We start from the raw sequence: 14920 nt of genomic DNA on the forward strand, positions 1-14920 counted from the left end.
TAAAAATAAAGGGTCAACTGAAAGAAAAGTGCGACATTTTATAGAATAATAATAAAAGTATGATATTTATGCATAATCTTGAAATTAATAATAATTAAAGTATTGTAAAATCAGTGTTGCATTGTATAAAGACAGCATTTGAAAAAAATATTTTTTTAGGTCAATATGTGTGAAGTTAATTGTAGTGTGCTAAGTATTTGAGAAACTGTGAAACCTTTGTTATGTTAGTAACAATTAGAAAGAGCTTCATCATCCAATTGAGATTGTTCTATATAATAGAAGGAAATGAAAACGTTTTATTAGAAACTGTTTGTATGGGTAGTTTTTCTTATTATCACGTTGTTAAAGTGAGTTCACGAATTGTTCATAGTATTTTTATGTGTTTTTGCTACAATATGTAAGGAGAGGAGTGGAATCATGCAAGATATTAGTATTTTTTTAGCGTTTGGTGCTGGGTTTCTATCATTTATTTCCCCATGTTGCTTACCGCTTTATCCGGCATTTTTATCATACATAACAGGTATGTCGGTTTCTGAATTGAAAGAAGAAAATGCAATGCTTCGCAAAAGAAGTATGATACATACAGCGTTTTTCTTACTTGGTTTTTCAATTATTTTTATTGCGATTGGATTTGGTACAAGTTTTATCGGAGGCATTTTTACGGATTATAAAGACTTAATTAGACAGTTAGGTGGTATATTTATCATCGTGTTTGGTCTTATAATTGTCGGTGTGTTTAAGCCGAAGTTTTTAATGCAAGATCGTAAATTTACTTTTAAGAATCGTCCGAGTGGTTATTTTGGTTCAGTTCTAATTGGATTGGCATTTGCTGCAGGATGGACGCCTTGTACTGGACCTATTTTAGTGTCCGTAATTGGATTAGCAGCAACAAACCCAGAATCAGCAATGATTTATATGATTGCTTACATACTTGGATTTGCTATCCCGTTTTTCGTACTTTCATTTTTTATTACGAAAATGTCTTGGATTAAAAGAAATAGTATGGCCTTCATGAAAGTCGGAGGATACATTATGATTGTCATGGGTATCTTCCTATACTTTAATTGGATGACGAAAATTATCGTATATTTCTCAAGTTTATTTGGTGGTTTTACCGGTTTTTAGTATTATTCTGTGAAAATGTTGGAAATACTAACGGAAAAGCATATAATGAAAGTATATTTTGCATATAGCCACAAAAAAGGATGAGAAAATATGAACATAGTTGTTTTATCAAGTATCGTTGCTGTTTGTATGGCTGTTGGTGCGATGTTTATTCGTTTAAAAGCAGCTAAGAAACCTGCAACATTGAAAAAAATTATACTTCCACCATTTTTTATGAGCACGGGAGCGTTGATGTTTGTTTTTCCTGAATTTCGATTAACTCCAGCAGAAATGTTAGAAGCAATTGGCGTCGGTTTGTTTTTCTCTATTTTTCTTATTAAAACATCTAAATTTGAAATTAGAGGACAAGAGATTTATTTGAAGCGTTCAAAAGCCTTTGTTTTTATATTAATTGGATTACTTGTCGTGCGGATTGTATTTAAAACATACTTAAGCCAATCTCTTGATTTAGGACAACTTAGTGGCATGTTCTTCTTACTGGCGTTCGCGATGATTGTTTCATGGAGAATTGCCATGTATCGTTCCTTTACGAAATTACAGAAGGAAATGGAAAAAGAAGATGGTTTTTATAATGAAAAAGATATGAAATTAACGTGAAAATTGTACATGTATAAAATAAAAAATACAGCGTCAAAGACGCTGTATTTTTTATTGGTATTGTTAGCACCTTCTGTTCCAACCACGACGTATAAAACGTAACTTGTCGAAAATAGGGAAATAAAAAATGAAGATTATTCTGCAAGTAAAGATTTGTAATTTGAATAATCAATCTTTTTTTCTTGAAGTTTCTTAATTAAAAATTTATGGTCGCGCTTCGGTGTGGCAACGATATATCCTTGTATAATTAAATCTTGTGTAATTTTTGAAGCGTTTTCCTTTATTGCAAGTTCACCAATTTTACCGGCAATCTTTGACGTGGCAACATCACGAAATAGTTCAGGAACGGGACTTACTAGTTCTTCTAATAATTGTTTTTGTTCATCATCCCATAAATGTCTCGTTTTATTAATATAGTGCTCTTCCCAATCTAAAATGGACATACCGTCTTCTTTCGGTAATCGTTTTAAAAATTTTCTGAACATAAAGTATCCACCGATAGACATAAGTCCTAATAAAATAACAGTCCATAATACAATAAACCAACTGAACCATCCTTCGAGCAAGTATATCCCCCCTTAATGATTGCGGTTTTCTTTTATTCATATTATAAACAGTGAGATTCATAGAAAGCAAGAACGCTTGGTCAATTTGACCAAGCGTTATAGTTTAAACGAAGTATAGTTGTTCAACACATAAATTATTATTATTGTCTTCAACGTATTCAATAATAAGTGTGCCAACTTTACGATCTTTATCTTCAGTTGTGAAAATAGAGTAAGAAGTAAAACGCGCTGTTGATAGGCCGCTTATATGTGTAGGTAAAGAAATGTAGTCGTTATCGCGGAAGAATTCCATTAGTTCAATATCTTCAAATTCTTTTCGGTCAACTTGTTTGTTTGTATAGCGGCGTTGAAGTTGTTTTAAAGATGCATTCCAAGAAATTGCTTTTGTGTCGTATACCATTGTTCTATCTCCTTACTGTATGTAATTATTAAGAACATACGTTCTAGTCTAGTATACTCTTTTTATAAGAAAAGGGAAAGCAAAAAATAATGTAAGCTTGGATTTCCAAGCTTACATTATTTTGCGTCCGTCATAATCTCTATTTTTTATTATAAGTTACATAAGAATAAGAAACAAGATGCTATATATTATGTTGATAGTTTTCAAAATTCTGTATATTATCAATGTATTATAAGAAAAGGGAATGAGAGGGATGGCATACGTAATTTCACTTCAAGGACCGATGGCAAGTGGGAAAACAACATTGGCTAAAAGCTTAGAGCGATGTGGGCTTTCAGTTATATATGAAAATCCTTATCCAATTGTAGAAAAGCGAAAAAAATTAAATTTGGATATGTGTACAAAAGAGGGGTTTATTACGAATCAAAAAATGTTTATTGAAGCAAAAATAAAAGAGTTTCAAAATGTGAAAAGTTCAGTCGTGATTTTTGATCGTGGGCCAGAAGATATTGAATTTTATACACTCTTTTATCCGAAAGTGATAGGGAAAGAGTGGGATATAGAAACAAAATTAAAAGATGAATTGTATAAATTAAGAGAATACCGTTCGGATGCAATTTTTTATTTAGATGTTTCGAAAGAAAATTTATATGATAGAAAAAATAATGACAGGGCAAGAAATCGAAGTACATTTGAGGAACAATTTAAATTAGTAGAAAATTTTGTATATAAAGAAGTTGTACAACATTCAAATATTATTACGGCACAAGGACATGCTTTTGTACCATTCGGAATAGCAGTTGCTTCTTATTTTGGAGTAGCGAACGAACATAATACAAATTTTTATGGTGGTAAGGGCAATATGATGATGGAGAAGCTTTTACCGGAAAACGTGTAAAAGCTAGCATTTGCTAGCTTTTTTCTTTTTTACATTGATAAATCGCTATCGTTTTCGGATCGCGCCATATACCGTTGTGAAGTGATAATTCATTTTCTATTTCTTCTTTTAGCCATTCCTTCATTTCAGTGTGAAGATATATATTATCAGGTATATTTAGCGACGGAAACATGCTAGAAATATAGTTTATAATTGGAGAGGCATGATGGAAAACGAGTGCATTATGAATAATTGTTTCTTCAACAGTTGAAAAAACAGATTGTAGTATCTCTTTACCATTTTCTAAACAAAATGGAGCTACTGACGGCGATGTTTTTGGTAAATCAAATGCAATTAACATTCTGTTACACATTTCATCTATACGAGGTAATGAAACTTTAGAATTTGTTGTAGCTAAAAGTGAGCCGCCGGGACGAATTACCTTATGGAATCCTTGAATTGTTTTTTCGACATCTTTCATGTGATATAACATATGTCTTGCGACAATCCAGTCATAGCAATTAGCGTCGAAAGGAAGTTTACTAGCATCTCCCAGTTTCCATTCAATTCTGTTATTCTTTATTGCAGCTTCAGAAAGCATAGTTTCCGATTGATCAAATCCGGTTAGATGTCCTTTATGACCGTTCGTTTGTAAAAGGGAAAGGAATTTTCCATTAGCGCATCCGACCTCTAATATTTTTTCTTCTCCTTGAAGTTGTAAATGTTCCATGACGACTTCATCTACATTCACCCGTTTCTCTTCAAAATGTTTATGTGTATCGATACGTGTTTGTAAATGGTTGCTTACGCTGTATTGGCGTTTTACATCATTCATCCTTTCACATTCCACCTTCGTGCAAAATTGCTGGACCGCATGTGTTAATACGTCTGTTTTATTTAAACCTTCGTAATGGAGTGCCGATTCAAATCTTTCAAGTAATTTTTCTTCAATTCGAAAATGAATATCTTTACGCTTTGCCACTGAAATCTCGCTCCTTTGCATCTGTTAGTGAGACTATAGCACGTCTGAAAAAAATCTGTAAATAAATTGTGTACACAAGTATGAGAGGAATAAAAAAATTACTTGAATAATATTTTAAACTATTGACGATTTAAACGTTTTCATATATTCTTAAATTAAGTAATATTCAAATAATTCAAAAGAAATGAGAGAGTCACATGCTTCTTCAAGGAACACATCGAATTGGTCGTATGGCCATGTTGTTGGCACTTGCGGATGAGAATGAAAGCCCTGTATTATCTATTCCAAAAGGTTGGAAATATTGTACGGGGAAAGTTGGTTCGATGAATTCGCAAAAAGTTGTAGCAGCAATGGAAACAGCGGCTAAGAGCAACCGAGTTATTGAAACAGACGTTTACAGAGAAACACATGCACTTTATCATGCAATTATGGAAGCTTTGTACGGAGTGACGAGAGGACAAATTCAGTTAGCAGACGTTCTTCGTACAGTAGGACTTCGCTTTGCGATTGTGCGCGGTACACCATACGACGGAAAGAAAGAAGGCGAATGGGTTGCTGTTGCATTATATGGAACGATTGGTGCACCTGTAAAAGGATCTGAGCATGAGGCGATTGGTTTAGGAATTAATCACATATGATTTGCCCATAGTCTATTAGTTAGAAGGGGGCCTTACTTTTTTAGGACAGAAGTCTGTCTTAAAAAGATAAGGTCCCCTTTTGCCTTTATAAGGAGGAAAAAGAATGATTACGCTAACAGGACACACATTGACAGTTGAAGAAATGAAGAGGTTGTTACTTGAAGGTGAAGGTGTTACAGCTTGCCCAACTAGTATGCAAAAGGTGGCAGAATGCCGCGAAGTTGTCGAGAAAATTGTAGAGGACGGAAAAGTCGTTTACGGTATTACAACTGGTTTTGGAAAGTTTAGTGATGTGCTTATTCAAAAAGATGATGTAAAGGCACTTCAGCACAACTTAATTCAATCACATGCATGCGGGATAGGCGATCCATTTCCTGAAGAAGTATCACGCGGTATGTTAATTTTACGAGCGAACACGATGCTTAAAGGAGTATCTGGTGTTAGACCGCTTGTTGTAAATATGCTTCTTGAGTTTGTAAATCGTAAAATTCACCCAGTCGTTCCGCAACAAGGTTCACTTGGTGCGAGTGGCGATTTAGCACCTCTATCTCATCTTGCTCTTGTTTTATTAGGTGAAGGTGAAGTGTTCTATAAAGGGAAAAGAGTTCATGCGATGGTTGCTCTTACAGAAGAGGGCCTTGAGCCGATTGAACTTGAAGCAAAAGAAGGTCTTGCATTAATTAATGGTACGCAGGCGATGACAGCGCAAGGAGTACTATCTTATATAGAAGCAGAAGTAACGGCTTATCAAGCTGAATTAATTGCCTCTATGACAATTGAGGGATTACAAGGCATTATTGATGCATTTGATGAAAATGTGCATAAAGCACGCGGTTATAAAGAGCAAGTGGAAGTAGCGAGCAGAATTCGTGACATCCTTCAAGATAGTAAGTTAGTGACAAAACAAGGAGAACTTCGTGTACAGGATGCATATTCACTTCGTTGTATCCCACAAGTACACGGTGCTTCTTGGCAAGTTTTAAATTACGTGAAAGAAAAATTAGAAATTGAAATGAATGCAGCGACAGATAACCCACTTATTTTTGATGGCGGGGAAAAAGTAATTTCAGGTGGTAACTTCCACGGACAACCGATTGCATTTGCGATGGACTTCTTGAAAGTTGGAATGGCAGAACTTGCAAATATTTCAGAGCGCCGTATTGAACGCTTAGTAAATCCGCAATTAAATGACCTACCACCATTTTTAAGTCCAGAGCCAGGACTTCAGTCTGGTGCAATGATTATGCAATATGCAGCGGCTTCACTCGTTTCAGAAAATAAAACGTTAGCACATCCGGCGAGTGTAGATTCAATTCCGTCGTCAGCTAACCAAGAAGATCACGTGAGTATGGGGACAATCGCTTCACGTCACGCACATCAAATTATTCAAAATGCAAGACGCGTTCTTGCGATCGAGATGATTTGTGCGATGCAAGCAGCGGAGTATCGAGGAATCGAAAATATGAGTACAGTGACGAAGAGCTTCTACCATCAAGGTCGTCAACAAGTACCTTCTATTACAAATGACCGCATATTCTCAACGGATATTGAAAATATTACGCATTGGTTAAAAACGAATTATTCGATAAAAGAAAGATTAGATGTAAACGCAGCACTATAAAACGAGAAAAGGGAGAGATTGAAATGGAAAAAGTACAACAAACAATTCGCGCGCCAAGAGGCACTGAGTTACAAACGAAAGGATGGGTTCAAGAAGCTGCACTTCGTATGTTAATGAACAATTTAGATCCTGAAGTTGCTGAAAAACCAGAAGAATTAGTTGTATATGGTGGAATTGGCCGTGCAGCTCGTAACTGGGAAAGCTACAATGCAATTGTTGATTCATTAAAAACGTTAGAGAGCGATGAAACGTTACTTGTTCAATCAGGAAAACCAGTTGCAATTTTCAAATCACATGAAGATGCACCTCGCGTTCTGTTAGCGAACTCAAACTTAGTACCAAAGTGGGCGAACTGGGATCACTTCCGTGAACTAGAGAAAAAAGGTCTTATGATGTACGGCCAAATGACAGCTGGTAGCTGGATTTACATTGGAACACAAGGGATTTTACAAGGAACATATGAAACATTTGGTGAAGCGGCACGTCAACATTTCGATGGATCATTAAAAGGTACAGTAACACTTACTGCTGGTTTAGGTGGTATGGGCGGTGCACAACCTCTTGCTGTAACGATGAACGGCGGTGTTGTAATTGCTATTGATGTTGATAAGCGCAGCATCGATCGTCGTATTGAAAAGAGATATTGTGATCTGTATACAGAGTCTTTAGAAGAAGCATTAACTATTGCGAACGAGTATAAAGAGAAGAAAGAACCGATTTCAATCGGATTGTTAGGAAATGCAGCGGAGATTTTACCAGAACTAGTGAAGCGTAATATCACGCCAGACTTAGTTACGGATCAAACATCTGCTCATGACCCATTAAACGGTTATATTCCAGTAGGTTACACGTTAGAAGAAGCAGCGAAACTTCGTGAAGAAGATCCAGAACGTTACGTACAATTATCAAAAGAAAGTATGAAAAAACATGTGGAAGCAATGCTTGCTATGCAAGAAAAAGGCGCGATTACATTTGATTACGGAAATAACATTCGCCAAGTTGCTTTTGATGAAGGTTTGAAAAATGCATTCGATTTCCCAGGATTCGTTCCAGCATTTATCCGTCCGTTATTCTGTGAAGGAAAAGGACCGTTCCGCTGGGTAGCGCTTTCTGGTGATCCAGAAGATATTTATAAAACTGATGAAGTAATTTTACGTGAGTTTGCTGATAATGAGCATTTATGTAACTGGATTCGTATGGCTCGTCAGCAAGTTGAGTTCCAAGGTCTTCCATCACGTATTTGTTGGCTTGGTTACGGTGAGCGCGCGAAATTTGGTCGCATCATTAATGAAATGGTGGCGAATGGTGAATTATCAGCACCGATCGTTATCGGTCGTGACCATTTAGATTGCGGATCAGTAGCATCTCCAAACCGTGAGACAGAATCGATGAAAGACGGCAGTGATGCAGTAGCAGACTGGCCAATTTTAAATGCATTAATTAACAGTGTAAACGGTGCGAGCTGGGTATCTGTTCACCACGGTGGTGGCGTTGGTATGGGTTATTCACTTCACGCTGGAATGGTTATTGTTGCAGATGGAACAGAAGCAGCAGCAAAACGTATTGAGCGCGTATTAACGTCTGACCCTGGTATGGGTGTTGTTCGTCACGTTGATGCAGGATATGACTTAGCTGTGGAAACTGCGAAAGAAAAAGGCGTTAACATTCCGATGATGAAATAAGGAGGAGAAAACATGCTGGACACTTTACTAATAAATATCGGTCAATTACTAACAATGGATCAAGAAGATGGCTTGTTAAGACGGGAAGCGATGAACACGCTTCCTGTTATTGAAAACGGTGTGGTTGGAATTGAAAACGGCGTAATTACTTTCGTTGGAACAGCGGAAGAAGCAAAAGGGCTTCAGGCGAAAGAAGTTATTGATTGCGGCGGGAAAATGGTTTCTCCTGGTCTTGTTGATCCGCATACTCATCTTGTATTTGGTGGATCTCGTGAAAATGAGATCGCGCTGAAATTACAAGGAGTTCCGTACCTAGAAATTTTAGAACAAGGCGGAGGTATTCTTTCAACTGTAAATGCAACGAAGCAGGCGACGAAAGAAGAACTTGTTCAAAAAGCGAAATTTCATTTAGACCGTATGCTATCTTTCGGTGTGACAACTGTAGAAGCTAAGAGTGGTTACGGATTAGATGATGAGACAGAATGGAAACAATTAGAGGCAACGGCGCAATTACAAAAAGAGCATCCAATCGATTTAGTTTCCACATTTTTAGGTGCTCATGCAGTTCCGAAAGAGTATAAAGGTAGATCAAAAGAATTTTTACAATGGATGTTAGACCTACTGCCAGAAATGAAAGAGAAGCAATTAGCTGAATTCGTCGATATTTTCTGCGAAACAGGTGTGTTCTCTGTAGAAGAATCAAAAGAATTTTTATTAAAAGCGAAAGAGCTTGGCTTTGATGTGAAAATCCATGCAGATGAAATCGACCCTCTTGGTGGTGCGGAAGCAGCAGCTGAAATTGGTGCAGCATCAGCGGACCATTTAGTTGGCGCTTCTGATAAAGGAATTGAAATGCTTGCAAACTCTAATACAGTAGCAACGTTATTACCAGGAACAACTTTCTATTTAAATAAAGAAAGCTTCGCTCGTGGTCGTAAAATGATTGATGAAGGTGTAGCGGTTGCTTTAGCCACAGACTTTAACCCAGGTAGCTGTCCAACTGAAAACATTCAGCTTATTATGAGCATTGCGATGCTAAAACTGAAAATGACACCAGAAGAAGTTTGGAATGCCGTAACGGTTAACTCATCTTATGCTATTAATCGAGGCGATGTAGCTGGGAAAATTAGAGTTGGTCGTAAGGCAGATTTAGTTTTATGGGATGCTTATAATTATGCTTACGTACCGTACCATTACGGCGTAAGTCATGTAAATACAGTGTGGAAGAATGGTAATATTGCATATACAAGAGGTGAACAATCGTGGAGCACGGCCACTATTTAAAGAAAAATGCAAAATTTATTGATCGTGAAGTGACGAAATGGAGTGAGATGATTAAAGATTGGGAGGAAGGCGTAGAAATATTCGGTGCAGCCTTAATTGGTGCACCCCTTTCTAAACCATCTATTAGTCATTCAGGAGCAAGTTTTGCACCGAAAACTATTCGTGCGATGTTAGATGCATATAGCACGTACGCAATTACAGAAGAACACGATATGAAAGAAAGTGTTCTTCATGATTGCGGTGATATTACGATGCATGTGACAGATATAAAAGAAAGTCATAACCGGATTGCGAAAACAGTTGGTCATTTGACGAAAGTAAACCCGAAAATGATACCGATTGTTCTTGGTGGTGACCACTCGATTAGTTTTCCGAGTATCACTGGTTTTGCAAATAGTAAAGGAAAGGTCGGTATTATTCAATTTGATGCCCATCATGATTTACGCAATTTAGATGATGGTGGTCCATCAAATGGTACACCGTTCCGTAGTTTACTAGAAAATGATGTGATTACAGGAAAACAACTCGTTCAAATCGGAATTCGTAATTTTTCAAATGCACGTACGTACCATGAATATGCAAAAGAGCATGGCGTGACAGTGTATACAATGAAAGATGTAAGAGAGCGAGAAATAAAAGATCTTATTTCAGAAAGTATTGAAGTATTAAGAAAACAAGGTGTGACTTCTATTTATATTTCTCTTGATATGGACGTATTAGACCAAGCGTTTGCGCCAGGCTGTCCAGCAATTGGCCCTGGTGGAATGGATAGTACAACTTTACTTGATGCAATTGAATTCCTTGGTAAAGAGCCACTCGTTCAAGGGATGGATATAGTAGAAATTGATCCAACTCTTGATTTTAGGGATATGACGAGTAGAATAGCTGCGCAAGTGATTATGAGTTTTCTGTTAGCGCGAGAAACGATTAGTAAACAGGTTAGTATATAAGCGAAGAATCGTGTGTGTGAAGTTTTGAAGTAACCGTTTTTGTCTTTCATGTTGCACATTAAAAAAAATACATCGCTACTTATATGTAGTGATGTATTTTTTGTTTTACAAGGTATATAAAATTGGAGGAAATGGGCGTGAAAAGGTAACAAAAATGCGGGTTTTTTAGTGTTTTTGTACAGATTGAATTTTTATGTGTAAATAAATTGACATGGAAAATAATTTTGTGATATTATAAAAATTTTGCTAAAAAAATAAATGTGTGTTATGCTTGAGAAGGTTACCATATATGGAGGTGGATTATTTGTTTCAAATTGGCGATAACATTGTTTATCCAATGCACGGAGCAGGTATAATTAAAGCCATAGAAGAAAAAGAAATTTCAGGGGAAAAACAACAGTATTATGTTATAAAAATGTCGGCTAGTAATATGGAAGTAATGATTCCTATGGGGAAAATATTGAATTCAAATATACGACCAGTTACAACTCTAAAGGCATTAACACACATAATAGATGTTTTTCAACATGGAGAATCAGATAGATTACTTACGTGGAAACAAAGGTATAAATTGAACACTGATAAAATAAAAACGGGTAAAATACAAGAAGGTGCTGAAGTTGTACGTGATTTATTACGTATGCAGAAAGAAAAAGCACTTAATGCAAGCGAAAAGAAAATGTTAGATAATGCACATGAATTTTTGATTAGTGAACTGGGATTAATTGAAGGTATCACAGAAAATCAAATAAAAAGCTTTTGTTAAGATTCATTACAAATAATGTATTACATCCCAAAAAAGAACTTGAATTTTTTGGGAGCATAATTATAGAGAATCAATCATTTCAAAGACATTCAACTCTTTCAAACCACTTTTAGAGCATTAACCTCTTTTGTTATTACTACAATCAAATCCATTTTTATTTTTTAATTTCTTTTACGAATGTTCGAAGTTTAATTAAATACTTCGATAAAATAGTTACTTGATTTTTGCAATCCTGATTCACACTGGCACGGACGAGGAGCCGTAAGGATGAAAGAGAGGTAGGGCTTTCATTGTTTTAGGTATATATGAGTTATTATTTTTAGAAGGATACTGAATCGCTCTCACTTCTATTGTTAAGGGATTTTTTATATGTGAAGAGATAATAATTGTTTATATTCTTTATATAAAAGAGATAAACGAATTGTCAGCCATATTTGGTCAACTAAAAAAGGTTTCCTACTTAGGAAACCTTTTTAATTTTTGTTTTTATTATTCTATTTGTTTGATATTCGAATATTTAATGGTAAAGACGTATAAATTGACGTTACTATCTAAAAGTAAGTATGATGCGATTATAGTTAGATTTTTTAGGGGGAAGAAAAATGACAAGTTCAAATAATAAAGCGGCAAGTATTTATGAAGGAACAAATATAAACGCTTGGGGGTCTTTTGAAAATATTGAAGAAACGAAGTTATTTCATCCGATTCAAATTGGATCTTGGTCTCTTCGTAATCGCGTAGCGATGGCACCGATGACGAGATGTTTTGCAAATAATGAGGCTGGAGTCGTTGGTGCTGACGTAGTCGAATATTATCGAAAACGTGCTGCTGATGGGATTGGACTAATTATTACAGAAGGAATTGTCATTAGTCAGAGAGCAAAAGGGAATCCAGGAGTACCAGGTATTTATACACAAGCGCAAGTCGATTCTTGGAAACCTGTTACAGAGGCAGTACATAAAGAAGGTGGAACGATTATTGCTCAAATATGGCATGTTGGACGTATGAGTCATCACGAAATAATTGGTGGTCAAATGCCGCAAGCACCTTCTGCTATTGCTGCGGAGGGGAATGTTCCGCGTTTTCGTAAACCATTTGATACACCAGAAGCAATGACAATAGAAGAAATAAAAGAAGTTGTCGGTCAATATGCACAAGCTGCAAAAAACGCAATCGAAGCTGGGTTTGATGGAGTAGAAATTCATGGTGCACACGGCTATTTAATAGATCAATTTACTTATGAATTTGCGAATAAGCGTACTGATAAATACGGCGGTGACTTAAAACAAAGGTTAACGTTTATGAAAGAAGTTGTTCAGGCTGTAATTGAAGTAGTTGGAGCTGATAAAACGCTTCTTCGCTTCTCTGCCTTTAAAGGTGATAATCCTACTTATATGTGGGAACATCCTGAACTTGCAATTGAAACGTTTGTAAATATGTTTAAAGAAGTTGGATTAACGATGATTCACCCTTCAACGATGAATTATACGCAAGTTATTGCTGACGGTAAGAATTTTCATCAATTAGTAAGAAAGTATTGGGATAGTACTATCGTAGGAGTAGGTAATTTGAATCCGAAAGAGGCAGAAGAAGCACTGCAAGAAGGAACAATTGATGTAGCGGCATTTGGAAGACCATTAATCGCTAATCCGGATTTTGTTCATCGAATTAAAAATGCTGAAAGTTTAGTTGAATATGATGCGAAAGAGCATCTTGCTACGTTAATCTGAATAAGGATAAAAGGAGAACACATGAAGTGTTCTCCTTTTATTATGGAATTTCATAGGGGGAAGCGGGATGAGTGAAACTCTACTCGTTATTATTAGTATATTGCTCTTTTTGATGTTACTTTTAATTGTTTTTTTTATTATTACATTTTTTATAAAAAAACGGACGCACCATTCTATATTAAAACTGCATCCATACTTAGGAAGAATGCGCTATTTACTTGAAAAGATAGGACCGGAATTCCGGCAATACTGGTTTGATCATGACACGGATGGAAAACCTTTTTCACGTTACGATTTTCAAAGTGTTATGTTCTTAGCGAAATATCGTTCTGAAATACTTGGTTTTGGATCGAAACGAGATTTTGATGCATCTGGCTATTATATTGCTAATACATTGTTTCCGATTTTAACAGATGAATTAAGCGTAAATCTCACGAAAGAAAGTGAGGGGAAAAAGTATGTAATTCATAAAGAAGGATTATTTTCAAGAAGAGAGAAATTGACAGCGGATACAACAAATCTTTGGTTATATGAAGATGACGATGCAATTATAGTTGGTGAAAATCGTAAATACCCATGGAAGCTACATGGAATGTTTGGAGCATCAGCGACATCTTACGGTGCGATTGGAGAGAATTATATTTTAGCGAGCGGTTTTGGTGCGAAAATGGCAGGTGGATCGTGGATTAATACTGGAGAAGGGGGTGTAATTCCAGAACATTTACATACAGGTGCGAATATCGTTGCACAAATTGGTCCAGGGTTATTCGGATACCGTGATGAAGACGGGAATTTTTCAATGGAGAAATTTATGGATAAAGCGAAAGAGAGTAATATTAAGGCGTTCGAGTTAAAATTTGGGCAAGGTGCTAAAATACGTGGTGGCCATCTAGAGGGACAAAAAGTAAATGAGAAAATTGCTTCTGTTCGGAACGTACGAGAAGGGGAGCCGATTAATTCACCGAATCGATTTTCATTTTTAAAAAATGCAGCGGATACACTGTATTTTATTCAAAAGTTGCAAGAAAACGGTGGTAAGCCAGTCGGGATGAAAATCGTAATTGGACAGCAGAAGCCTCTGGAAGATTTATTAAAAACAATGAGTGAATTAAATATTTATCCAGATTTTATTACAATTGATGGTTCAGAAGGTGGATCGGGTGCTACGTATAAATCGATGGCAGATAGTATGGGGCTTCCGCTTATACCGGCATTACTTACATTTATTGATACAGCAAATCATTTTGGTGTCCGGGATAAATTAAAGGTGTTTGCCTCTGGGAAATTAGTCACACCAGATAAAGTGGCGATTGCTTTAGCTATCGGTGCAGATGCCGTAAATTCAGCACGTGGATTTATGATGGCAAGCGGTTGTATTATGGCGCTTCAATGTAATTCAGGGCAATGTCCATCGGGGGTTGCAACCACGAATCCACACTACCAAAAAGCATTAGATCCATATGAGAAAAAATGGCGAGTAATGAACTATGTTATTAGTATGAGATATAGTTTGTTTTCATTAGCGGCAGCAGCAGGGGTAAAGAGCCCACGCCACTTAACGAGGGAGCATATTGTATTTAAAGATGAGGTGGGGAGAGTAGTACCTCTTTCGGAATTGTTTCCTATAGTAAATCGAAGATAAGCTATGTTTAATAGATGAAAAAGTCATACATTTGTATGGCTTTTTTCTTTTAAAATTTGT

Annotated in this window: 15 protein-coding genes; 12 read left to right on the forward strand and 3 right to left on the reverse strand. The window is 36.3% G+C overall.

The features are described from left to right. The first annotated feature begins 251 nt into the window (after nt 1–251). From Q3V31_RS09095 to Q3V31_RS09105, 3 genes are all read left to right on the forward strand, one after another. Nucleotides 252–401: a peptidase T gene (locus Q3V31_RS09095; protein ID WP_309442985.1), complete on the forward strand. Its 150-nt coding sequence runs from the start codon at nt 252–254 to the stop codon at nt 399–401. Nucleotides 402–417: 16 nt separating this feature from the next. Further along, the gene (gene ccdA / locus Q3V31_RS09100; protein ID WP_001152675.1) at nt 418–1125 is read left to right on the forward strand and encodes a cytochrome c-type biogenesis protein CcdA; all 708 of its coding nucleotides are present in this window, start codon (nt 418–420) and stop codon (nt 1123–1125) included. Nucleotides 1126–1215: 90 nt separating this feature from the next. Further along, nucleotides 1216–1722: a CcdC family protein gene (locus Q3V31_RS09105; RefSeq protein ID WP_001028637.1), complete on the forward strand. Its 507-nt coding sequence runs from the start codon at nt 1216–1218 to the stop codon at nt 1720–1722. Nucleotides 1723–1856: 134 nt separating this feature from the next. Here the strand turns inward: Q3V31_RS09105 and Q3V31_RS09110 are convergent, their stop codons facing one another. After that, complete coding sequence (locus tag Q3V31_RS09110; RefSeq protein ID WP_000889388.1) at nt 1857–2288, reverse strand: DUF2621 domain-containing protein; 432 nt, start codon at nt 2286–2288, stop codon at nt 1857–1859. A gap of 103 nt (nt 2289–2391) precedes the next feature. Beyond that, nucleotides 2392–2688 (reverse strand): hypothetical protein, encoded by a 297-nt coding sequence (locus Q3V31_RS09115; RefSeq protein WP_000262393.1) that lies wholly within the window; start codon nt 2686–2688, stop codon nt 2392–2394. A gap of 244 nt (nt 2689–2932) precedes the next feature. On the opposite strand from Q3V31_RS09115, the gene Q3V31_RS09120 reads away from it, so the two are divergent. Next, nucleotides 2933–3586 carry an AAA family ATPase gene (locus Q3V31_RS09120; protein WP_329764820.1) on the forward strand — a complete coding sequence of 218 codons (654 nt, stop codon included), beginning with the start codon at nt 2933–2935 and terminating at the stop codon, nt 3584–3586. A gap of 13 nt (nt 3587–3599) precedes the next feature. Here Q3V31_RS09120 and Q3V31_RS09125 read toward each other — a convergent pair whose 3' ends face one another. Continuing rightward, nucleotides 3600–4547, reverse strand: coding sequence for a class I SAM-dependent methyltransferase (locus Q3V31_RS09125; protein ID WP_001129125.1), 948 nt, complete (start codon nt 4545–4547; stop codon nt 3600–3602). Between the two features lie 197 nt (nt 4548–4744). Between Q3V31_RS09125 and hutP the strand changes: the two genes are divergently transcribed. The 8 genes from hutP (at nt 4745) to Q3V31_RS09165 (ending at nt 14860) form a co-directional block, all read left to right on the forward strand. Then, entirely contained in the window at nt 4745–5185 is a 441-nt protein-coding gene (gene hutP / locus Q3V31_RS09130) for a histidine utilization transcription antiterminator HutP (RefSeq protein WP_000926519.1), read from the forward strand. A 103-nt stretch (nt 5186–5288) separates the two neighbouring features. Further along, nucleotides 5289–6806, forward strand: coding sequence for a histidine ammonia-lyase (gene hutH / locus Q3V31_RS09135; protein WP_329764822.1), 1518 nt, complete (start codon nt 5289–5291; stop codon nt 6804–6806). A gap of 23 nt (nt 6807–6829) precedes the next feature. Next, nucleotides 6830–8488, forward strand: a complete 1659-nt coding sequence (gene hutU / locus Q3V31_RS09140; protein WP_000416940.1) for a urocanate hydratase — start codon at nt 6830–6832, stop codon at nt 8486–8488. Between the two features lie 12 nt (nt 8489–8500). Continuing rightward, nucleotides 8501–9772: an imidazolonepropionase gene (gene hutI, locus Q3V31_RS09145; protein WP_000887559.1), complete on the forward strand. Its 1272-nt coding sequence runs from the start codon at nt 8501–8503 to the stop codon at nt 9770–9772. After that, nucleotides 9751–10722 carry a formimidoylglutamase gene (hutG, locus tag Q3V31_RS09150; RefSeq protein ID WP_000399823.1) on the forward strand — a complete coding sequence of 324 codons (972 nt, stop codon included), beginning with the start codon at nt 9751–9753 and terminating at the stop codon, nt 10720–10722. The genes hutI and hutG overlap by 22 nt, the downstream gene beginning before the upstream one ends. Nucleotides 10723–11026: 304 nt before the next feature. After that, nucleotides 11027–11488: a CarD family transcriptional regulator gene (locus Q3V31_RS09155; RefSeq protein WP_000486322.1), complete on the forward strand. Its 462-nt coding sequence runs from the start codon at nt 11027–11029 to the stop codon at nt 11486–11488. Nucleotides 11489–12090: 602 nt separating this feature from the next. Next, entirely contained in the window at nt 12091–13218 is a 1128-nt protein-coding gene (locus Q3V31_RS09160) for an alkene reductase (RefSeq protein WP_329764823.1), read from the forward strand. 67 nt (nt 13219–13285) lie between these two features. After that, nucleotides 13286–14860: an FMN-binding glutamate synthase family protein gene (locus tag Q3V31_RS09165; RefSeq protein WP_090813912.1), complete on the forward strand. Its 1575-nt coding sequence runs from the start codon at nt 13286–13288 to the stop codon at nt 14858–14860. Nucleotides 14861–14920 lie beyond the last annotated feature (60 nt).

Origin of the sequence: Bacillus nitratireducens (assembly GCF_036320425.1) — a bacterium.
GTDB classification, from domain to species: domain Bacteria; phylum Bacillota; class Bacilli; order Bacillales; family Bacillaceae_G; genus Bacillus_A; species Bacillus_A nitratireducens.

Excerpts from the sequence above, each read along its gene's own strand:
- ccdA (WP_001152675.1), top strand. The coding sequence starts at position 418 with ATGCAAGATATTAGTATTTTTTTAGCGTTTGGTGCTGGGTTTCTATCA.
- Q3V31_RS09105 (WP_001028637.1), top strand. The coding sequence starts at position 1,216 with ATGAACATAGTTGTTTTATCAAGTATCGTTGCTGTTTGTATGGCTGTT.
- Q3V31_RS09115 (WP_000262393.1), bottom strand. The coding sequence starts at position 2,688 with ATGGTATACGACACAAAAGCAATTTCTTGGAATGCATCTTTAAAACAA.
- Q3V31_RS09120 (WP_329764820.1), top strand. The coding sequence starts at position 2,933 with ATGAGAGGGATGGCATACGTAATTTCACTTCAAGGACCGATGGCAAGT.
- hutP (WP_000926519.1), top strand. The coding sequence starts at position 4,745 with ATGCTTCTTCAAGGAACACATCGAATTGGTCGTATGGCCATGTTGTTG.
- hutH (WP_329764822.1), top strand. The coding sequence starts at position 5,289 with ATGATTACGCTAACAGGACACACATTGACAGTTGAAGAAATGAAGAGG.
- hutU (WP_000416940.1), top strand. The coding sequence starts at position 6,830 with ATGGAAAAAGTACAACAAACAATTCGCGCGCCAAGAGGCACTGAGTTA.
- hutI (WP_000887559.1), top strand. The coding sequence starts at position 8,501 with ATGCTGGACACTTTACTAATAAATATCGGTCAATTACTAACAATGGAT.
- Q3V31_RS09160 (WP_329764823.1), top strand. The coding sequence starts at position 12,091 with ATGACAAGTTCAAATAATAAAGCGGCAAGTATTTATGAAGGAACAAAT.
- Q3V31_RS09165 (WP_090813912.1), top strand. The coding sequence starts at position 13,286 with ATGAGTGAAACTCTACTCGTTATTATTAGTATATTGCTCTTTTTGATG.